We start from the raw sequence: 18,173 nt of genomic DNA on the forward strand, positions 1-18,173 counted from the left end.
TCCAACCTGAGCTATGATTAAGCAAGAAGGAGAGATGAACCGTGAAAATTACACCAAATATGACGCCTGAACAATATGTAGACCAGCTGGTACGAGAAGATGAAGCACTGTGCAGTATTAGGGAGGCTATCGTTAAAGAAGGTATGCCGGAAGTATCCGTTGCTCATCCTTACGGAAAACTGTTGACCTTTCTAATTGAAGTATCTGGCGCACAGCATGTATTGGAAATCGGCGCATTAGGCGGCTACAGTGGATTATGTCTGGCCCGTGGGCTGGGAGAAAAGGGCCGCATTGTGTCACTGGAGCTGAAAGAAGCGTACGCAGCGCTGGCACATCGACATATGGAAAACAACGGCTACGGTGACCGTGTCGAATACCGTATCGGACCCGCAGCGGATAGTTTGAAGGAACTTCAGGAAGAGGGAAGAACATTCGATTTTTTCTTTATTGATGCAGATAAGGAAAATTACCCAGTGTATCTGGAATATGCGATTGCTCTGGCGAATCCGGGTGCCATTATTGCGGGAGACAACTGTTTCCTTCGCGGACGGACGCTGAATACGGATAAGAACGGCCCTGCCGTCCAGGCCGTGAGACGTTTTAATGAAACGATAGCAACAGATCCACGGCTGGTCAGCACGCTTTTGCCAGCGTACGATGGATTGGCGCTAGCTCGAGTTAAATAGCGTTCATTCCCCATGTATAGCCACATATAAAGAAAGAACCACCTTGTCCACGGCAGCGTGAACAAGGTGGTTCTTGTCTGTTAAGGCAGGCTTGTCTTACCCGAAGGTTATCTTACCTGAAATCAGGCGTAGCCTTACGATCAAAAAGCTTCATGCGTACCCAGAATATGTTGACGATTAACAGGACACCTGACATGATAAACAGTCCTTCGATGCCAATAAACCCGGATAGCACCCCGCCAATGACAGCACCCAGCATATTTCCGAGCGCTAGCGAACTGGTATTGAAGCCGAAAGAACGGCTTTCCATTCCTTCCGGTGTATACGTGCGAATCAACGCATTTACGCTTGGTAGCAGACCGCCCATAAATACACCCATGAAAAAACGGATAATGACAAGTTGCCATACTTCATTGACAAAAGCCTGCGGAATGAGCATAACCGCCGTTCCGAGCAGTGCAATGGTCAAGATCTTGTGCGCCCCTATCTTGTCACTCAATCTTCCAAGGAGCGGTGCAGCAACCATATTGGATACGCCTGTAATAGCCGTAACGAATCCGGCAATCAGCGCAATTCCTTCTGCCGACCCGTACAGTTTTTGCACATATAACGGCAGCAGAGATACCGTACTGATCATGGCAAACTGGAGCAGAAACGTTACGGTGAACAAAGCCGGAAGCTGGGGCGTATGGCTTAGCTCCTTTAATCCGGCAAGAACCGAAATTTGCGGTATGCGTGCAGCTTCCGTTTTGCTGAAATTTTCTTTAACCAGAAACATTGCGATGAGCGAGGCTATAAGAATTAGAGCGCCTGTAATATAAAAGATCGGTCTGAATCCGACCCAATCAGCCAAAAATCCGCCTAGCAGAGGGCCGAGAATCGTGCCAGCCATCTGACCGGATTGCATAATCCCCATAGCGAATCCGGTTCGCTCTTTGGGAGTGGTACCCGACACTAGGGAAATCGATGCCGGATTGAAACCCGAAATCGTACCGTTCAGCAGGCGAAGCGCTAGCAGTTGCCACGGGTGGGTGACCAAACCCATACATCCGATGACCAAAGCCATACCAAAGCCAGAGCGAAGCAGCATGACTTTACGTCCATATCGGTCAGCCAGCTTGCCCCACAAAGGCTGGAACATAAATGAGGTCAAAAAGTTAGCGGCAAAAATAACTCCGGCCCATAGACCAATATCGTGCTCTCCCTTCACATGAAGGTCCTGAGCCAGATACAGGGCGAGGAACGGAGTAATCATCGTAATACCCGCATTGACCAGAAACTGACCGAACCAAAGCACAATGAGATTGATTTTCCACGTCTCCCACGTTTTCAATGTGCTTTCACTTCCTTTCTGCCCATTCTCATCCTGTTGTAAATCCTACTTATCCAAGCATAACTTCTCCGGAGCTTTAAAAAAGCCATTTCTCTAGTATAGCACACTTCATTGAAACTTTATCCAAATGTCATGGGTTTGTCATGGTTTGTTCGAGAGCTGCGGTTGTTACGACTCTTGAAAAAGGGCATAATAAAATATAGTATTTATGATTCGAACTGGAGGCTGAAGTCATGACCTACAATGATACTTTTATCCGCGCTTGCCGCAAGCAAGCTGTGGATCATATTCCCGTATGGTACATGCGGCAGGCCGGAAGGTATGACCCTGAGTATCGCAAGATTAAAGAAAAATACACGTTGCTTGAAATATGCCGCCAGCCCGAGTTGGCCGCAGAAGTGACTTTGATGCCCGTGCGCAAGCTTGGGGTGGACGCTGCAATTTTATATTCTGATATTATGAATCCGGTAGCCTCGCTAGGGGTTGATTTTGATATTGTCAAAAATATTGGCCCGGTTATTGATAATCCGATCCGGTCAGCCGCAGACGTAGATAAGTTGCGTCCAATTGATGTGGAACGCGATTTGGGTCATATTTTGGAAACGATTCGTATTTTGGACCGTGAACTAAACGTGCCATTGATTACGTTCGCTGGAGCGCCTTTTACCATTGCAAGCTATTTAATAGAAGGAAGGCCTTCGAAAGGATATATTCGCACCAAAGCGATGATGTATGGAGAGCCTGAGCTGTGGCATCGCCTGATGGATAAGCTAGGAGACATGGTTATTACATACGTGCGAGCCCATATCGCTAATGGCGGTAAGGCTTTTCAATTGTTTGATAGCTGGGTAGGTGCGCTCTCGCCTTATGATTTTCAAACTTTTGTGCTGCCGACTATCACACGTATTTTCCATGAACTATCTGATCTGGATGTACCTAAAATTTATTTTCCGGGCGTAAGCTCTGGTGAATTGCTCCCACACTTGAATGGGTTAAAAGCCGATGTGATTGGACTGGACTGGCGGGTAAGTATACCTGAAGGACGTCGTCGCTTGGGGAACGGTTTTGGTGTACAGGGAAACCTGGATCCTTATGTGCTTACTGCGCCAATCGATGTTATCAAGCAGTATGCGAAAACCATTGTAGATGAAGGCATTTTGGAGCCGGGTTACATTTTCAATCTCGGTCATGGTTTATTTCCTGAGGCCTCGCTAGATAAGCTAAGAGAGCTTACTAATTATGTACATGAGTATTCCCGCTCGGTTTTGTCAAAAAATGAATACATTAGAAATGTTAAGAGGTGATCTGTTAATGAAAACAAAAGTGGGTGTACTGGTCATGTCCTACGGGACGCCGGAGAGTCTGGATCAGGTGGAAGCCTATTATACACATATTCGTCGCGGCAATGCTCCCTCGCCGGAGCAGTTAAAAGAATTAAAGGATCGTTATGAAACTATTGTAGGCGGTGTGTTTCCGCTGCGGCAGAACACGGATCGGCAGGTTCAAAACTTGCAGGAAACCTTAAATCGGGAAAATCGCAACCCGGACATTGAATTTGTCTGTTATCAGGGACTCAAACATGCCAAACCGTTTATTGAAGACGGTGTGGAAGCTATGGTGCATGATGGCATTCGTACAGCGGTGGGTGTCGTGCTGGCTCCTCACTATTCCGTTATGAGTGTAGGCACTTATATTAAGCGCGCACAGGCTAAGGCACAGGAACTGGATCTAGCCATATCATTTGTGGAGAGCTATTATCTTCATCCAAAGCTGATTAAGACGCTGACTGAGCGTGTAAACGCCAAACTGGCGCTTTTTGAAGAAGCTGGAGCCAAGCGGGATGAGGTTCGTGTTCTGTTTAGTGCGCACAGCTTGCCTGAACGGATTTTGGCTATGGGTGATCCTTATGTTGAGCAATTAATGGCTACATCGCAGGCTGTTGCGGACAAGGCGGGAATTACCAACTGGCAGTTTACGTGGCAAAGCGCCGGTCGTACAGCAGAGCCATGGCTGGGGCCAGACATTTTGGATACCATGCACAGTCTTAAAGAGGAGCAAGTGGAGTATGTGCTGGCTGCGCCAGTTGGCTTTGTTTCTGATCACTTAGAGGTGTTATACGATCTGGATATTGAAGCACAGGCGTTAGCGAAGGAATTGGATATGCGTTTTCAGCGTATTGATTCACTCAACAGTGATCCACTGTATATGGAGACGCTTAGTGATGTCATCATAGACCAATGGAAAAAGGGATGAGGACATAATGGAGCAAAAGTTACGTAATATTGTAATTGTAGGCGGAGGCTTGACCGGGCTTAGCACTGCTTTTTATACACGAAAAATGTACAAAGAAGCTGGCTATACACCTCGAATTACGTTGGTGGAGAAAGCTTCCGTGCTGGGCGGGAAAATTGAAACGCTGCATAAAGATGGTTTTGTAATTGAAAAGGGGCCAGATTCCTTTCTGGCCCGTAAAACGGCCATGATAGACCTGGCAAAAGAGCTGGAGTTGGATCATGAACTGGTGAGCACAAATCCTGAGGCTAAAAAGACATACATTTTGCATGAAGGACAGCTTCATCCGATGCCTCCTGGGCTGGTGCTGGGGATTCCAACAGAGCTGAAACCCTTTTTGCGCAGCGGCTTGATCTCTCTAGGCGGGAAAATGCGGGCTATGATGGATTTTGTCATTCCGCCTCGCCGTGTACCGGGAGATGAGGCGTTGGGTGATTTTATTGAACGCCGACTGGGCAAAGAAGTGCTGGAAAATGTAACTGAGCCACTGCTGGCGGGGATTTATGCTGCCAACATGAAGACGCTAAGTTTGCAGGCGACCTTCCCACAATTTGCTGAGGTAGAGCAACAATACGGAAGCCTCATTCACGGGATGATGACAGGCCGAAAACCAGCTGAAACACATACAGGTACGAAAAAAAGCGCCTTTTTGACCTTCCGTCAAGGCTTGCAAAGTTTGGTGCATGCGTTGCTGAATGATTTGTATGACTGTGATTTACGCACCGGAATTGCTGTTACAGAATTCACAAAGACCACGGAAAGTGGAGACAGCCCATATCGCGTTATGCTGGATAATGGAGAGACGCTGGAGGCGGATGATATTTTTGTAACGACTCCCAACTTTGCTGCTGCGCCGCTATTGCGAGATCATGTCAATGTGGCTGCACTGGAAGCCGTTAATTATGTCTCCGTAGCAAACGTGGTCATGGCCTTCGATAAAAAAGATATTGAGAATGTCTTTGACGGTTCTGGTTTTCTGGTCCCTCGCAAAGAAGGACGCAGCGTGACCGCTTGCACATGGACGTCTGCCAAGTGGCTACATACTAGCCCGGATGATAAGGTGCTGTTGCGCTGTTATGTAGGGCGAGCAGGAGCTGAAGACACTGTAGAGTTACCTAATGATGAGCTGATTGCACTGGTACGTAAGGATTTGAAAGAGATGATGGGGGTTACAGCAACTCCGTTGTTCACGGAAATTACACGTCTTCGCAATTCCATGCCGCAATATCCGGTAGGGCATCCGCAGGCTATAGCTGATTTGCGGGAAGAGTTACAAACTGCCATGCCAGGAGTGTATGTGTTGGGTGCTGGCTATGATGCGATTGGTTTACCGGATTGTATCCGTCAGGCTAAGGAATGGGCCTCCCATTCCGTACAAACGACACAGCAGGAAGCGGTCAAGGTACAGGTGTAAATGTTCAATGATGAACCCTTCGCGATGCAGGCGAGGGGTTCTATTTATATTGAAATTTGATATATAATGGAGAAGGTGTAAAATTCGCTAGCTAATAATGAAGTTATGCATATGCAATAGCATAGAAGGAGTGAAGAATGTACCCTCCCAGATCACAGAGAAATGAAGGTCGCAAGAAAGCGAGAAAACCAAAAATAGGCAAGGCTTGGATTATTACGAATCTGGTCCTGCTGCTTATGATCGTAGGTCTTTTCGGTTATTATTACATATTTGAACACGACAACAGTGGCTCTCTTGCGGAAAATGCCGGGTATTCGCAAACGGAGAAGAAAATCCAATCGGAATCTGCTAGTGAAGAGCGGTCTACTCCCTCGGTCAGTGAAAATGTTACAGCCTTGTCAAATAAACAGCTGGACGAAGGCCCCCATGCAGATAAACAATTTGCTGACGATGAAACGAAGCAATCTGCTGCTTCAGACACAAGCCATCGTCCCGCGACAACGTCTGACACAAATGCTCCCCAAGGCAGCTCTTCAGGAGCAAAATTATCCTCGGGGAAAGACGGGCAGGCAGGGAACGATACGTCTAAGGATGTATACGACGGTAATCCATCCGCCGATAAGGGAGGAACGGAGGATGTGAAAAAATCCAAAACAGACGGTGCAGATTCTCCGACAGTCACGCTTCACTTTGTAGGGGATGTGCAATTTTCCGGTAAAGTTGAGCAGCGATTGGAACAGAATGGGTTTGATTTTCCTTATCAATATCTCGGAAACTTGTTTCATAAAGACGATCTGACGATTGCCAATCTGGAAACGCCCGTGACAACGAATGGTGTGGGTGCGTTAAATAAAACGTATGTGTATAAATCTTCGCCCAAGGCGTTAACTGCGTTGGCTGCGGCAGGGATAGATGCTGTCAATTTGGCCAATAATCACATTTTGGATCAGGGCACAGACGGATTATTGGATACACTGAAATATCTGGATGAAAAAGGTATTTCCCATGCTGGAGCCGGACGTAATGCAAAAGAAGCGTATGCGCCGCATTATTTTGAACGTAAAGGGATCAAAATTGCGTTATTAGGGACTACACGTGTCATGCCTGAAGCCAACTGGAATGCAGGCGCCAAACTGCCCGGTGTAGCAGGAGCCTATGATTCGTCCGCTATCGTAAAGTCCATCCGTGAGGCACGAATGCAGGCCGATCTGGTGATTGTCATTGCCCATTGGGGGAAGGAGCGCGCTACTGCACTTGAGCCCCATCAGACCGAGTTATCGCATGCTTTTATTGATGCTGGAGCTGATCTTGTCATTGGCGGTCATCCACATGTGCTTCAAGGGATGGAGCAATATAAAGGTAAATGGATCGCATACAGCACAGGCAATTTCATTTTTTCTAAATCAACGGTGCCAGCCACTTGGGATACAGCGATATTTCAGGCAACCTGCACCCGAAAAGGGGCTTGCGAAATGAAGCTGACCCCTTATCGGGCGGAGCTGGGTCAACCGATCCCATTGAAGGATACGGAGGCCAGCAAAATTTTGCAGAGAGTGGCGGCACTGTCACCGGGAAATGTCTCGATAGGGACGGATGGTACAGTAAGCACTCAATAGAAGTTCGAAAAGAAATTTTTTATATGGAAATTGACGGAATGATCGTATGAGGGACTCCTTTGTGGATGGAGGTCATAACAAGATGAATCATTTGTGCGTGGCTCACCGCGGTTTTTCGGGTATTGCTCCCGAGAACACGATGGCAGCCTTTAAGCTTGCGTTGGAGCAGCCGTTTGTACACTGGGTTGAGCTGGATGTACAGCTGTCAAAGGACGGTGTTCCGGTGGTAATTCATGATTTTACGCTGGAGCGAACGACGAATGGTACAGGGAAAGTAAAGGATTCAGACTGGAAAGCATTGCAACAACTTGATGCTGGTAGCTGGAAAAGTGCAGAATACCGTGAAGAAATGATCCCTTCCCTCGCACAGGTACTGGATTTATGTCGTGGCCGCGCATCACTCAATATTGAGCTTAAAACAGCGGGAGATATGTATCCGGGACTGGAGAAAGCCGTACTCCGTGAAATTGTGATGAGGGGGATGGAGGGAGAGGTGGTATTAACCTCTTTTGAGCGTGCCGCATTACGCCGGGCTAAGGAGCTGTCTCCTGAGATCCGTACCGGATTGATTATCGACGCGCGTCCAGATGATTTGGCAAAGCAACTGGAGCAGCTACAATGCACTTTTTTATCCATGGGCTATCCGCGTTTGGATCGAAACCTGATGAAAGATCTCACTGGCCGCGGTATTACTGTCATGGCGTGGACGGTGGATGACCGCCGTATAATGCGGAAATTGTCCTCATTACATCCTGAATTGATGATTTGCACTAATTGGCCGGATCGCTGGGAACAGGTTTTTTTGCTTTCCAAGCACCGGATGTGGCACTATATACGTAAACTTATTCGTTAATCAATTGGACTACATACGCGGGAAGGGTGACGGATCGTAATGAACGTGGAAATTCGTAATGTTTACTGTGTTGGGCGCAATTATAAGCTGCATGCGGAGGAGCTGGGTAATGAGGTTCCCGCAGAACCGATGATTTTTTTGAAGCCGTCTCATGCGGTTGTGCCGCTGGATGGCGCCACGCTGGAGCTTCCTCAGGGGCAGGGAGATATTCATTTTGAGACTGAGCTGGTCGTGGCTGTAGGACGTAAATACGAACCAGGCATGTCTGCAGATACGTGTCTGAACGCATTTGCATTCGGCATTGATTTTACCCTGCGTGATGTACAAAGTGTTCTCAAGAAAAAAGGCCATCCATGGACCGCCGCCAAAGGCTTTAAATCGTCTGCTCCCGTGACACCATTCCTGCCTTTAGAAAAATTGGACATGCTGGAGCAGCAGGATTTTTCCTTGCTCAAAAATGGACAGGAAGTCCAGCGTGGACATGTTAAAGATATGATTTTTTCTATCCAGCACATCGTCGAATATATAGCGACTCATTATGGGCTGGGTGAAGGAGATATTATTTTTACAGGTACTCCAGCAGGAGTAGGGCCTACAGCAAGCGGGGATCGCTTTGAGCTTTTCTGGGGGAGTGATCGTCAGGGGAGCTTCACCATCGCATAAACTTGTGAACGGCATTCATGGATGAGGATTAAAAAAGGGAATGTTCTTGGTAGTTGGGAAATAAAGAGCGATTCCCTTAGAAAAGCATTGTGAAGGCCGTGTCCTGTGCCAAAGCATGGGACACGGCTTTTATATAAGTGTAGAGCATTGTACAATAATATACAGAACGAAAAAAGAAAAACGGAGATTCATTTCAAAAGCGGGGGTATATCATGGACTGGATCATCGGATTGCTTTGTGCTGCTGTGGTGGCGGGAGCTGCATTTTATAAAAAATCCTTAACCTTATCTGGCTTTGCCACGGCTGTACTGATGGGAACCGTATATTATGGGGCGGGTAACCTGTTCTGGTTCGGCACATTGCTCTTGTTCTTTATCACGTCGACCCTCCTGTCGAGGTTCAAAAAGGAGCGCAAGGCTGAGCTGGAAAAATCGTATGCCAAAACCGGAAACCGGGATGCAGGCCAAGTATGGGCCAATGGGGGATTAGGTATGCTGTTATGCCTGGGCTATGCGATATGGCCTCATGTTACGTGGCAGCTGGCTTTTGTCGGTGTCATGGCTACGGTAACATCCGATACGTGGGCAACGGAATTTGGCAGCCTGAGTCGTAGGCCACCCCGTTCGGTGCTTAACGGGAAGGTGCTGGCACCCGGAACCTCAGGTGGAGTATCTGTATTGGGAACGGCTGCGGCCTTGGCTGGGGGTGTACTGATCGGCATAGGTGCATGGGGCTTTGGACACGCCATAGGAACGCCGAGCTTGCCGTTATGGTTGTGGGCACTGGTTGGAGGTATATCCGGTAGCGCCGGGGCCTTTGCTGATTCCTATCTAGGTGCTACAGTGCAAATGATGCGTTCCTGCACGGTTTGCGGACGGGAAGTAGAAGTAGACTCACATTGTGGACAAACGACGGTCTATGTACGAGGCTGGCGTTGGATGAGCAATGATCGGGTGAATAGCATTAGTTCTATTTTCGGAGGATTGGTCGCTCTTGCAGGTATTTTTTTTATACTTTGAACACAGAGCTGGAGATCATTACAAGGAAAAAATTGTTATAAGAATTGACCGTGTTTCAATCCTTGTATAAGGAGGTGCTAAGATGGGCGATATACAAGGAGATAAATATGAAGCTATTTTGGACGCCGCTTACACCGTCTTTGGCACCAAAGGCTTTTATGAAAGCAAAATTTCCGAGATTGCAGAACAAGCGGGAGTTGCCAAAGGCACAGTATACTTGTACTTTAAAGGCAAAGAGCAGCTATTTACAGCAGTCACACGTAGAGATTGCGAGCAATACCTAGCCGAAATGCAAGGCGCATTAATCAATCGTACTTTGGGAGAAGGACTGCTGCGGATGGCAAATTTGCATCTGCACTACTATTTCAAGCGCAAGCAGCATACTAAATTATTTTTTATGACCCCCAACAGTGACCCCGACCTAATGGAGTTTATGTGGGGATTTATTCAGGACTATACTGATTTGGTCAAAAATAAACTGGCGTCAGAGGGTGTACAGCAGTCCGAGTTTCATGCGAAGGCATTCATTGGTATGTTGGAACGCCTAAAAATGGATATTTTATTGAATAAAGATTTCCGCGAATGTGACGTGGACCAGACGGCTGAATTAGCGGCGAACTTATTTATGCATGGCTGTAAAGCCGGGGTACAAAAATCCTAACACATCTTGTTGCTAAAAAACCGTACTGACTTCGTTCGGGTAACGGTTTTTTTAATCATTGGCTGTGTCTGTGTTAAAATAAACAGGATGCATCACAAAATTGGGGAAGAGTAGGGAATCCGTATGAATATTATGACCGTTGAACATATAACGAAAAGCTATGGCGAGAAAATGTTGTTTGAGGATGCTTCCTTTGGTATGGATGAACGTGACAAAATAGGGGTCGTCGGTGTAAATGGTACCGGCAAATCAACGTTTTTACGGGTAATTTCCGGCTTAGAGCCGCCAGATGATGGCTATATTGCAGTGAACAACGATGTGCGAATTCAGTATCTAGCACAAAATCCGGAGTTTGATCCCGAGATGAAGGTACTCCAGCATATTTTTCATGGCAACCAGCCTGAGATGAAAGCGGTGCGTGAATATACGGAAATCATGGAGTTGTTGGAGTTAAATCCGGGTAGCAATGAGCTTCAAAACCGTCTATTGCGAGCGAGTCAGCAAATGGATACGTTCCAGGCATGGCAGCTGGAGAGTGAGGCCAAAAATATACTTACCCGACTGGGGATTACCCAGTTTGAGTCTCGTATGGGCGTTCTATCCGGCGGGCAGCGTAAGCGGGTGGCTTTGGCGGCGGCTTTGATCCAACCCTGCGAGTTGCTCATTCTGGACGAGCCTACAAACCATATTGATAATGAGTCCGTTGAATGGTTGGAGCAGTATTTGCAAAAAAGACGTGGTGCGTTGTTGATGATCACGCATGATCGCTATTTTCTGGATAGAGTTGCAAATGTCATGCTGGAGCTGGATCATGGCCGCCTTTTCCGTTATGAGGCTAACTATACCCGTTTTCTGGAACTGAAGGCAGAACGCGAGGAGCGGGAAGCGTCTACGGAACAAAAAAGGAAGAACCTGCTGCGTAATGAGCTGGCCTGGATTCGTCGTGGAGCAAAGGCTCGTTCCACCAAGCAGAAAGCGCGTATTGACCGATATGAGCAGCTTAGGGATCAGCAACCGGAAGCTCGTTCTGGATCTGTAGATATGTCCGTTGCCTCCACACGTCTGGGTAAAAAGATATTGGAGATTGAGCATCTGTCCAAATCGGTAGATTCTCGTAAGCTGATACAGGATTTGAGCTACATTGCGGTTCCTGGTGATCGTGTTGGTATCCTAGGTCCTAACGGTAGTGGGAAATCCACTCTGCTCCAAATGATTGCCCAGCACATAGAACCGGATTCCGGCAACGTTGTGCTGGGACCGACGGTGAAGCTTGGCTATTTTACTCAGGAACATCAGGAAATGAACGAATCATTACGTGTTATTGAATATATTAAGGAAGAAGCCGAAGTGATTCGTACAGCAGACGGTTCGACGATTACAGCAGCACAAATGCTGGAGCGTTTCCTGTTTGCACCAAGCGCGCAATGGACGGTTATTTCCAGGCTGTCCGGGGGCGAAAAACGGCGCTTGTATCTGCTTCGTGTTCTGATGTCGGCACCGAATGTGCTATTACTGGATGAACCAACAAATGATCTGGATATCCAAACCCTTTCCGTTTTGGAAGACTATCTGGATGAATTCCCGGGCGTGGTGTTTATTGTTTCTCATGATCGCTATTTCCTGGATCGGACAGTGGACAAAATACTGGCGTTTGAAGGGGATGGACAGGTACGTGTACATGTAGGCGACTATAGCGAGTATGCAGAATGGATCAGTAAAAATGCTCAATCTTCTGTGAATACGTCTGTCTCGACGAGTACGGTTTCCTCGAATCGCTCTTCCGCGCCTAAGTCTGCGGGTCCTTCCGATTCAGTCAAGGAGACAAGTAAAACCAAGCTTAAATTCACCTTCAAGGAACAGCGGGAATATGAGCAAATTGATGAGCTGATTGAACAAGCCGAACAGAAGTTGGCCGACATTCAGCGGCAGATGGAAGAGTCTTTCAGTGATTCAGCACGACTACAGGAGCTCATGGCTGAGCAAGCAAAGGCCGAACAGCATCTGGAGCACCAAATGGAACGCTGGACCTACCTGAATGAGCTAGCCGAGCAGATTGAACAAAGTAAATCTTAAAAATACAGAAGCAAGTCACCATTCAGAGTGGGGGCTTGCTTTTTTTATCGAATTATTAATACGTTTTTCATATTAAAAGCGAGTGAATTATATATTTCTAATATTAAATTACAGTGGGTATAATGGATTGCAGATGGAGGGGAGGAATTGAAAATGGAATATCGTAAACTTGGAAAAAGTGGTTTGATGGTAAGTGAGATTGCATTGGGGAACTGGATCACCCACGGTGCCCAAGTGGATGATACCATAGCGCAAGCCTGTGTAAAGGCTGCACTAGACTCAGGGATTACCACGTTTGATACCGCTGATGTGTATTCGGATACCCTGGCGGAAACGGTTTTGGGTCATTCTTTAAAGGGAATACGCCGTGAAAGTATTGAATTATGTACTAAGGTTTTTCATCCCACAGGTACCGGACAGAATGATAAAGGGCTGTCTCGTAAACATATCATGGAGGCCTGCCATGCTTCTCTTCGACGCCTACAAACGGATTATATTGATGTATATTATGCACACCGTTTTGATCCAACCGTATCGCTTGAAGAAACTTTTTTGGCCTTATCCGACTTGGTGCGGCAAGGGAAGGTTTTGTATGTAGGAGTAAGCGAGTGGACAGCAGAGCAGATAAAGCAAGGAGCTGCTCTGGCTAGGGAATTAAGGGTCCCTTTCGTGGCAAGTCAGCCCCAATATTCCATGCTATGGCGTGTCATTGAAGCTGAAGTGATTCCCGCTTGTGAGCAGGAAGGGATTGGGCAGGTGGTTTGGTCACCTCTGGCACAAGGTATCCTTTCTGGTAAATATGCAGCAGACAAGCCGTTACCCGAGGGTTCACGAGCTTCTACGACAGCAGGGTCACCATTTTTTGAACGTTTGGCTGGACAATGGTTACGTAAAGAAGTCCTTTTGGCAGTAAAGAAAATTCAGCCGATTGCAGAAGAATGCGGACTGACGCTACCCCAGCTTGCAGTTGCATGGGTTTTACAAAACCCGCAAGTGTCCTCAGCTATTATCGGTGCTTCCAAGCCCGGGCAGGTTAAAGAGAACGTAAAAGCTGCGGGTGTCCGTCTAGATGGGCAGGTCATGAGACAATTGGATAGCATTTTAAATGGTATTGTTGAACGTGATCCGAGAAAAACAGGTTAAGATATACAATGAAGGAGATTTACATGTCTAACTCTTCGTTACAAGCTGTTTCTTCAACCACTTCCAGAAAATGAGTCAGAACAGTTTCATGTGCATCTGTTTTCCATGCAGCATAAAGTGGGATGGACGGAGACTCTTCTTGAAATGAACGAAATACGACATCACTGCGTTGAAAGACAGATACGGAAGAGGGGACAATGGAGATACCTATACCCGCCGCTACCAAGTTAACGATCGTATACATTTGAACGGCTTCCTGTACGATTTGAGGCTGAAATCCGTGTTGTCCGCAAAAGTCGAGTATGAGATTATGAAAAGAAGCTCCCATATGAGGCGGAGACAGGATAAAAGATTCGTCCGCTAAAGAACGTAAAGACAAGGTTGAATGGTGGGCTAACGGATGTGTCTGAGGAAGAACGGCCATGAGTGATTCGTTGGTGTAAAGACGAGAAGTGATATGTATAGATGGATCTGCACTGCGTAGGAAGCCCACATGAACTTTGCCATCGTGTATGGCTTTTAGTTGTTGGACAGATGTCATTTCAAATAACGTAAGCTTCACATCTGGGAAGCGCTCTCGGAATTTCTTCAAGGCATTAACCATCAGACTGCCAGAGGCTGAATCTACAAAAGCGATGGATAAATGTCCGAACTTCCCCTGACTTGCAAGCTGTGTGATCTTAATAGATCTTTCCAATTGAGCAACCATGTTTCTGGATTCTTCTAAAAATATCGCTCCTGCTGACGTAAGTCGAACTTGTCTTTTGGTTCGTTCCAAAAGCTTCACACCAAGCTCTTCTTCAAGGCTTTGAATTTGTTGGCTCAAGGGAGGTTGGGTGATATTCAGTTTTTTCGCAGCACGGTTAAAATGCAGTTCTTCTGCTACTGCGATAAAGTAACGTAGTTTTTTCAGATCCATAGCTGTGATTTCCTTTCACTAAGCCTTCACCGACCTATTCTCCAGCGGAACAGGTCGGTTTTTATCGTTCGAATTAAACTGTCACATAAGCTGCAAGCAGACGTGCAGTGTTCACCACGGCCTGCTGGTGCGTGCGCTCCATTGCATGGGAGGCGTGTACGCCAGGGCCGATCAACGCAGCCCGGATGTTATTACCTGCTCTTAGTGCAGCCGAAGCGTCCGAACCGTAGTGCGGATAAATATCTACAGCATACGGAATATTCAGCTCTTTGGCCAGCTCAATCAGACGGGTCGTCATATTATAGTCGTAAGGCCCGGAGGAATCTTTGGCACAGATAGAAACATCCGTTTCCTTGCAGCTCAGATCTTCACCCATACAGCCCATATCGACAGCTATCATCTCACTGATTCCTTCAGGTATGTAAGCCGCTCCGTGCCCCACTTCCTCATAGTTAGAAATGAGCAATTTAACGGTATGTCGAGGCTTCCAGTTTCCATGTACAGCAGATTCCAGTAGACCAAACAGTGCAGCTACACTAGCTTTATCATCCAGATGCCGTGACTTGATAAATCCACTCGGTGTTACGACTGGACGCGCATCGAACGAAATAAAATCGCCCACCGCAATACCGAGCTGAAGCACGTCTTCTTTTGACTCAACAAGCTCGTCAATCCGAACCTCCATGTGGCTCTCCTTGCGCTCAAAGCTTCGTGCATCATCATAGACGTGCACGGATGGATGGCTGGACAGAATAGTGCCCGTATACGTTTGTCCGCTTCGGGTATGAATAAGGCAGTATTCGTTCTCAATGCTGTTCATCATGAAACCGCCGACGGATGTCAGACGTAGGGTGCCTTGTGCTGTAATCGAACGTACCATCGCGCCCAATGTATCCACATGTGCGCTCAGCGCCACCGTACGGTCCGTTTCCTGACCTTCCAGATTCAAGATGGCACCGCCTTTTGCATTCCATTCGATGGGTACCCCGAGGCTCTCAGCTTCCTTACGAATCAGCTCCATCACATGGTGTGTGTACCCACTGGGACTGGGCGTGTTCAGTAGCTGATTTAAAAAGTTCATCATATAATCTTCATTTAATTGAATCGTCATTTGTTGCTCCTCCTCATTTGGACAACCGATCAGGTTTAGAGGACGGTTGCTCTATATCTTGGTCGAAAGTAGACCCTGTGCTGGAAGACCCAGTCGTGTCATAGGTCACATCCGCGTTTGCTTCCACCGTGGATGTGTGCTCTTCTTGTAATGTATGAAGCTGAGTAGTCAGACGTTTAATCTCTCTCTGAAGCCTATATTGGCGGAAAATACCGAAAGAACCGACAATAAGTCCACCTAGAAGAGTGCAACCAAGAATAAGCAGAATCAAAGGAATGCTAACCATACTGAATAGAAGGTTCACTTGAACCGAATTCACATTAATAACAGCAAATACAGCTGTTAACAGAGCAATAACAAGAGCTGCGATCAAAGACCATTGTGTTTTCAAAATGCCACCTCCTCCCGTTACATTATAAAATCCCTTGCCCGCCATGGACAAGGGATTTATCCGTGCATCATTTCAATGCTGGATTTTAAGGGCGCACGGTTTTACTTTCCTTCAGTTAGCTTTTCCATTTCTGTAATGACTTCTTCGAATACGCTCATCGCTTCGCGGATCGGCTGCGGAGAGGACATGTCAACGCCAGCTTTTTTCAAAATATTAATTGAATAATCACTGCCACCGCTCTTTAAGAAGCCCAAGTAACGGTCAACGGCTGGTTGGCCTTCTTCCAGAATCTGTTTCGAGAAACTAGTTGCTGCCGAGAAGCCAGTAGCATATTTGTAGACATAAAAACTGTTATAAAAATGAGGGATCCGTGCCCATTCCATTTCAATGTCTTTGTCTACCTTCATGCCAGGCCCGTGATATTTCACATTCAGATCATAGTAAATCTCCGATAAAAGCTGCGGTGTAAGGGATTCCCCCTGTTCAGCGCGTTCATGTACAATTTTCTCAAATTCCGCAAACATGGTTTGACGGAATACCGTTGTGCGGAATTGATCTGCATAGTAGGTGAGAAGGTACATTTTCTCTTTCGGATCGGTTGATTTGTTCAGCAAGTAGTCCATTAGCAACGCTTCATTGGTTGTGGATGCCACTTCAGCCAGGAAAATGGTGTACTGTGCATCTCTATACTTCAATGCGTTGTCTGAATAGTACGAATGCAACGCATGCCCCATTTCATGAGCAAGTGTGAACATGCTGTTCAGGTTGTCTTTATGATTCAGCAGCACATATGGGTGGGTACCATAAGCTCCCCAACTGTATGCACCAGTGCGTTTGTTTTCATTTTCGTATACATCAATCCAGCGCTCATCATAGCCTTTTTGCAACGAAGCCAGATAGTCCGCGCCAAGTGGCTTAAGGCCTTCCTTTGTTTGCTTTTTGGCGTCTTCATACGTAATGTCCATCTTGTATTCGTCCACAAGTGGAGCGAACAAATCATACATATGGAGCTCGTCCACACCTAACAACTTTTTACGCAGCTTGATGTAACGATGGAGCAGGGGCAAGCTTTCATGAATGGTATCAATGAGATTCGTATATACTTCCTTCGGAATATTGTCACCGTACAGTGACATTTCCAGTACAGAAGGGTATTTGCGAACACGAGAATAAAAAATATTTTTGTTTACATTGGCACTTAGTGTAGAAGCAATTGTATTTTTATTTTTGGCATATGTGTCATATACCGCTTTAAAAGCACGTTCGCGTACTTCGCGGTGCGGACTTTCGAGGAATTGAATGTAGCTGCCATGAGTCAGCTCAACCTCTTTGCCGTTCTCATCCTTAATTTTTGGAAACTTCAGATCAGCATTGTTGAGCATGCCAAAAATCGTTTGCGGGGCTTGAGCCAGATTGCCAACCTGAGCGAGCAGTGCTTCTTCTGTCTTGCCCAAAATATGTGCTTTTTCCCGCTTCATTTCTTGAAGTGTAAACCGATAATCTGCAAGCTTCGGATCTTCAATGAAGGCATCAAGCTGTTGATCCGGCAGTGCCAAAATTTCAGGCGTCACAAAAGAAAGAGACTCGCTAACCTCAACGCCTAATTTTTTGGCTTTTTGCGAAAGACCCTGGTATGTAGGTTCAGCTGTATCCTCATCATGATGCAGATGTGCGTACACATATACACGCTCGGTTTTAAGCGACAATTCATCTTCCAATTTAAAGCAGCTGCCAATCGACTCTGCTGAATTGAGCTTGCCTTGGAAATGTTCAGCCTTTTTGGCTAGTTGTTTGACTTCTTCGTATTCTTGATCCCATGCTTTGCGGTTGGGAAACAAATCTTCCAGTTTCCATGTATTTTCCACTGGCGCATCAGCGCGTTTTACAATTTCACTCATGGAGAGCCTCCTCTGATCGAACGTAATGTGGGGTAGGGCTGCGGCAGTAAGGGACGGATGCCAAAACGAAGAAACCGCCACGCTTACCGTAAGCAGCAGGG

General features: G+C 46.7%; 16 protein-coding genes. 11 read left to right on the forward strand and 5 right to left on the reverse strand.

Going from position 1 to position 18,173, the window contains the following annotated elements; all coding sequences use genetic code 11:
- Nucleotides 1–41: 41 nt before the first annotated feature.
- Nucleotides 42–686 (forward strand): O-methyltransferase, encoded by a 645-nt coding sequence (locus NSQ58_RS22490; protein WP_081327428.1) that lies wholly within the window; start codon nucleotides 42–44, stop codon nucleotides 684–686.
- 112 nt (nucleotides 687–798) lie between these two features.
- Here NSQ58_RS22490 and NSQ58_RS22495 read toward each other — a convergent pair whose 3' ends face one another.
- Nucleotides 799–2,019 (reverse strand): MFS transporter, encoded by a 1,221-nt coding sequence (locus NSQ58_RS22495; RefSeq protein WP_023987996.1) that lies wholly within the window; start codon nucleotides 2,017–2,019, stop codon nucleotides 799–801.
- Between the two features lie 233 nt (nucleotides 2,020–2,252).
- On the opposite strand from NSQ58_RS22495, the gene hemE reads away from it, so the two are divergent.
- From hemE to NSQ58_RS22545, 10 genes are all read left to right on the forward strand, one after another.
- On the forward strand, nucleotides 2,253–3,323 hold the full coding sequence (gene hemE, locus NSQ58_RS22500) for a uroporphyrinogen decarboxylase (protein WP_023987997.1): 1,071 nt from the start codon (nucleotides 2,253–2,255) through the stop codon (nucleotides 3,321–3,323).
- A gap of 7 nt (nucleotides 3,324–3,330) precedes the next feature.
- Nucleotides 3,331–4,272 carry a ferrochelatase gene (gene hemH / locus NSQ58_RS22505; protein ID WP_316243530.1) on the forward strand — a complete coding sequence of 314 codons (942 nt, stop codon included), beginning with the start codon at nucleotides 3,331–3,333 and terminating at the stop codon, nucleotides 4,270–4,272.
- A gap of 7 nt (nucleotides 4,273–4,279) precedes the next feature.
- Nucleotides 4,280–5,725, forward strand: coding sequence for a protoporphyrinogen oxidase (hemG, locus tag NSQ58_RS22510; protein WP_023987999.1), 1,446 nt, complete (start codon nucleotides 4,280–4,282; stop codon nucleotides 5,723–5,725).
- Between the two features lie 137 nt (nucleotides 5,726–5,862).
- Nucleotides 5,863–7,341 (forward strand): CapA family protein, encoded by a 1,479-nt coding sequence (locus NSQ58_RS22515; protein WP_069079869.1) that lies wholly within the window; start codon nucleotides 5,863–5,865, stop codon nucleotides 7,339–7,341.
- 82 nt (nucleotides 7,342–7,423) lie between these two features.
- A complete protein-coding gene (locus NSQ58_RS22520) occupies nucleotides 7,424–8,194 on the forward strand; it encodes a glycerophosphodiester phosphodiesterase (RefSeq protein WP_075154025.1) in 771 nt (256 codons plus the stop codon).
- A gap of 39 nt (nucleotides 8,195–8,233) precedes the next feature.
- Nucleotides 8,234–8,857, forward strand: coding sequence for a fumarylacetoacetate hydrolase family protein (locus NSQ58_RS22525; protein WP_028542835.1), 624 nt, complete (start codon nucleotides 8,234–8,236; stop codon nucleotides 8,855–8,857).
- 212 nt (nucleotides 8,858–9,069) lie between these two features.
- Nucleotides 9,070–9,876, forward strand: coding sequence for a DUF92 domain-containing protein (locus NSQ58_RS22530; protein WP_028542834.1), 807 nt, complete (start codon nucleotides 9,070–9,072; stop codon nucleotides 9,874–9,876).
- 82 nt (nucleotides 9,877–9,958) lie between these two features.
- Complete coding sequence (locus NSQ58_RS22535; protein ID WP_341058224.1) at nucleotides 9,959–10,537, forward strand: TetR/AcrR family transcriptional regulator; 579 nt, start codon at nucleotides 9,959–9,961, stop codon at nucleotides 10,535–10,537.
- 123 nt (nucleotides 10,538–10,660) lie between these two features.
- Nucleotides 10,661–12,610, forward strand: coding sequence for an ABC-F family ATP-binding cassette domain-containing protein (locus NSQ58_RS22540; RefSeq protein WP_341058225.1), 1,950 nt, complete (start codon nucleotides 10,661–10,663; stop codon nucleotides 12,608–12,610).
- A 153-nt stretch (nucleotides 12,611–12,763) separates the two neighbouring features.
- Nucleotides 12,764–13,753: an aldo/keto reductase family protein gene (locus tag NSQ58_RS22545; RefSeq protein ID WP_341058226.1), complete on the forward strand. Its 990-nt coding sequence runs from the start codon at nucleotides 12,764–12,766 to the stop codon at nucleotides 13,751–13,753.
- Between the two features lie 19 nt (nucleotides 13,754–13,772).
- On the opposite strand, the gene NSQ58_RS22550 is transcribed toward NSQ58_RS22545, so the two are convergent.
- The 4 genes from NSQ58_RS22550 to pepF form a co-directional block, all read right to left on the reverse strand.
- Nucleotides 13,773–14,672: a LysR substrate-binding domain-containing protein gene (locus NSQ58_RS22550; RefSeq protein WP_341058227.1), complete on the reverse strand. Its 900-nt coding sequence runs from the start codon at nucleotides 14,670–14,672 to the stop codon at nucleotides 13,773–13,775.
- A 73-nt stretch (nucleotides 14,673–14,745) separates the two neighbouring features.
- A complete protein-coding gene (locus NSQ58_RS22555; protein WP_341058230.1) occupies nucleotides 14,746–15,783 on the reverse strand; it encodes a M42 family metallopeptidase in 1,038 nt (345 codons plus the stop codon).
- A gap of 13 nt (nucleotides 15,784–15,796) precedes the next feature.
- The gene (locus NSQ58_RS22560; RefSeq protein ID WP_034095010.1) at nucleotides 15,797–16,219 is read right to left on the reverse strand and encodes a LapA family protein; all 423 of its coding nucleotides are present in this window, start codon (nucleotides 16,217–16,219) and stop codon (nucleotides 15,797–15,799) included.
- Nucleotides 16,220–16,275: 56 nt separating this feature from the next.
- Entirely contained in the window at nucleotides 16,276–18,072 is a 1,797-nt protein-coding gene (gene pepF / locus NSQ58_RS22565; RefSeq protein ID WP_069079864.1) for an oligoendopeptidase F, read from the reverse strand.
- Between the last annotated feature and the right edge of the window lie 101 nt (nucleotides 18,073–18,173).

The organism is Paenibacillus sp. FSL M7-0134 (assembly GCF_038007865.1).
GTDB lineage: Bacteria > Bacillota > Bacilli > Paenibacillales > Paenibacillaceae > Paenibacillus > Paenibacillus polymyxa_B.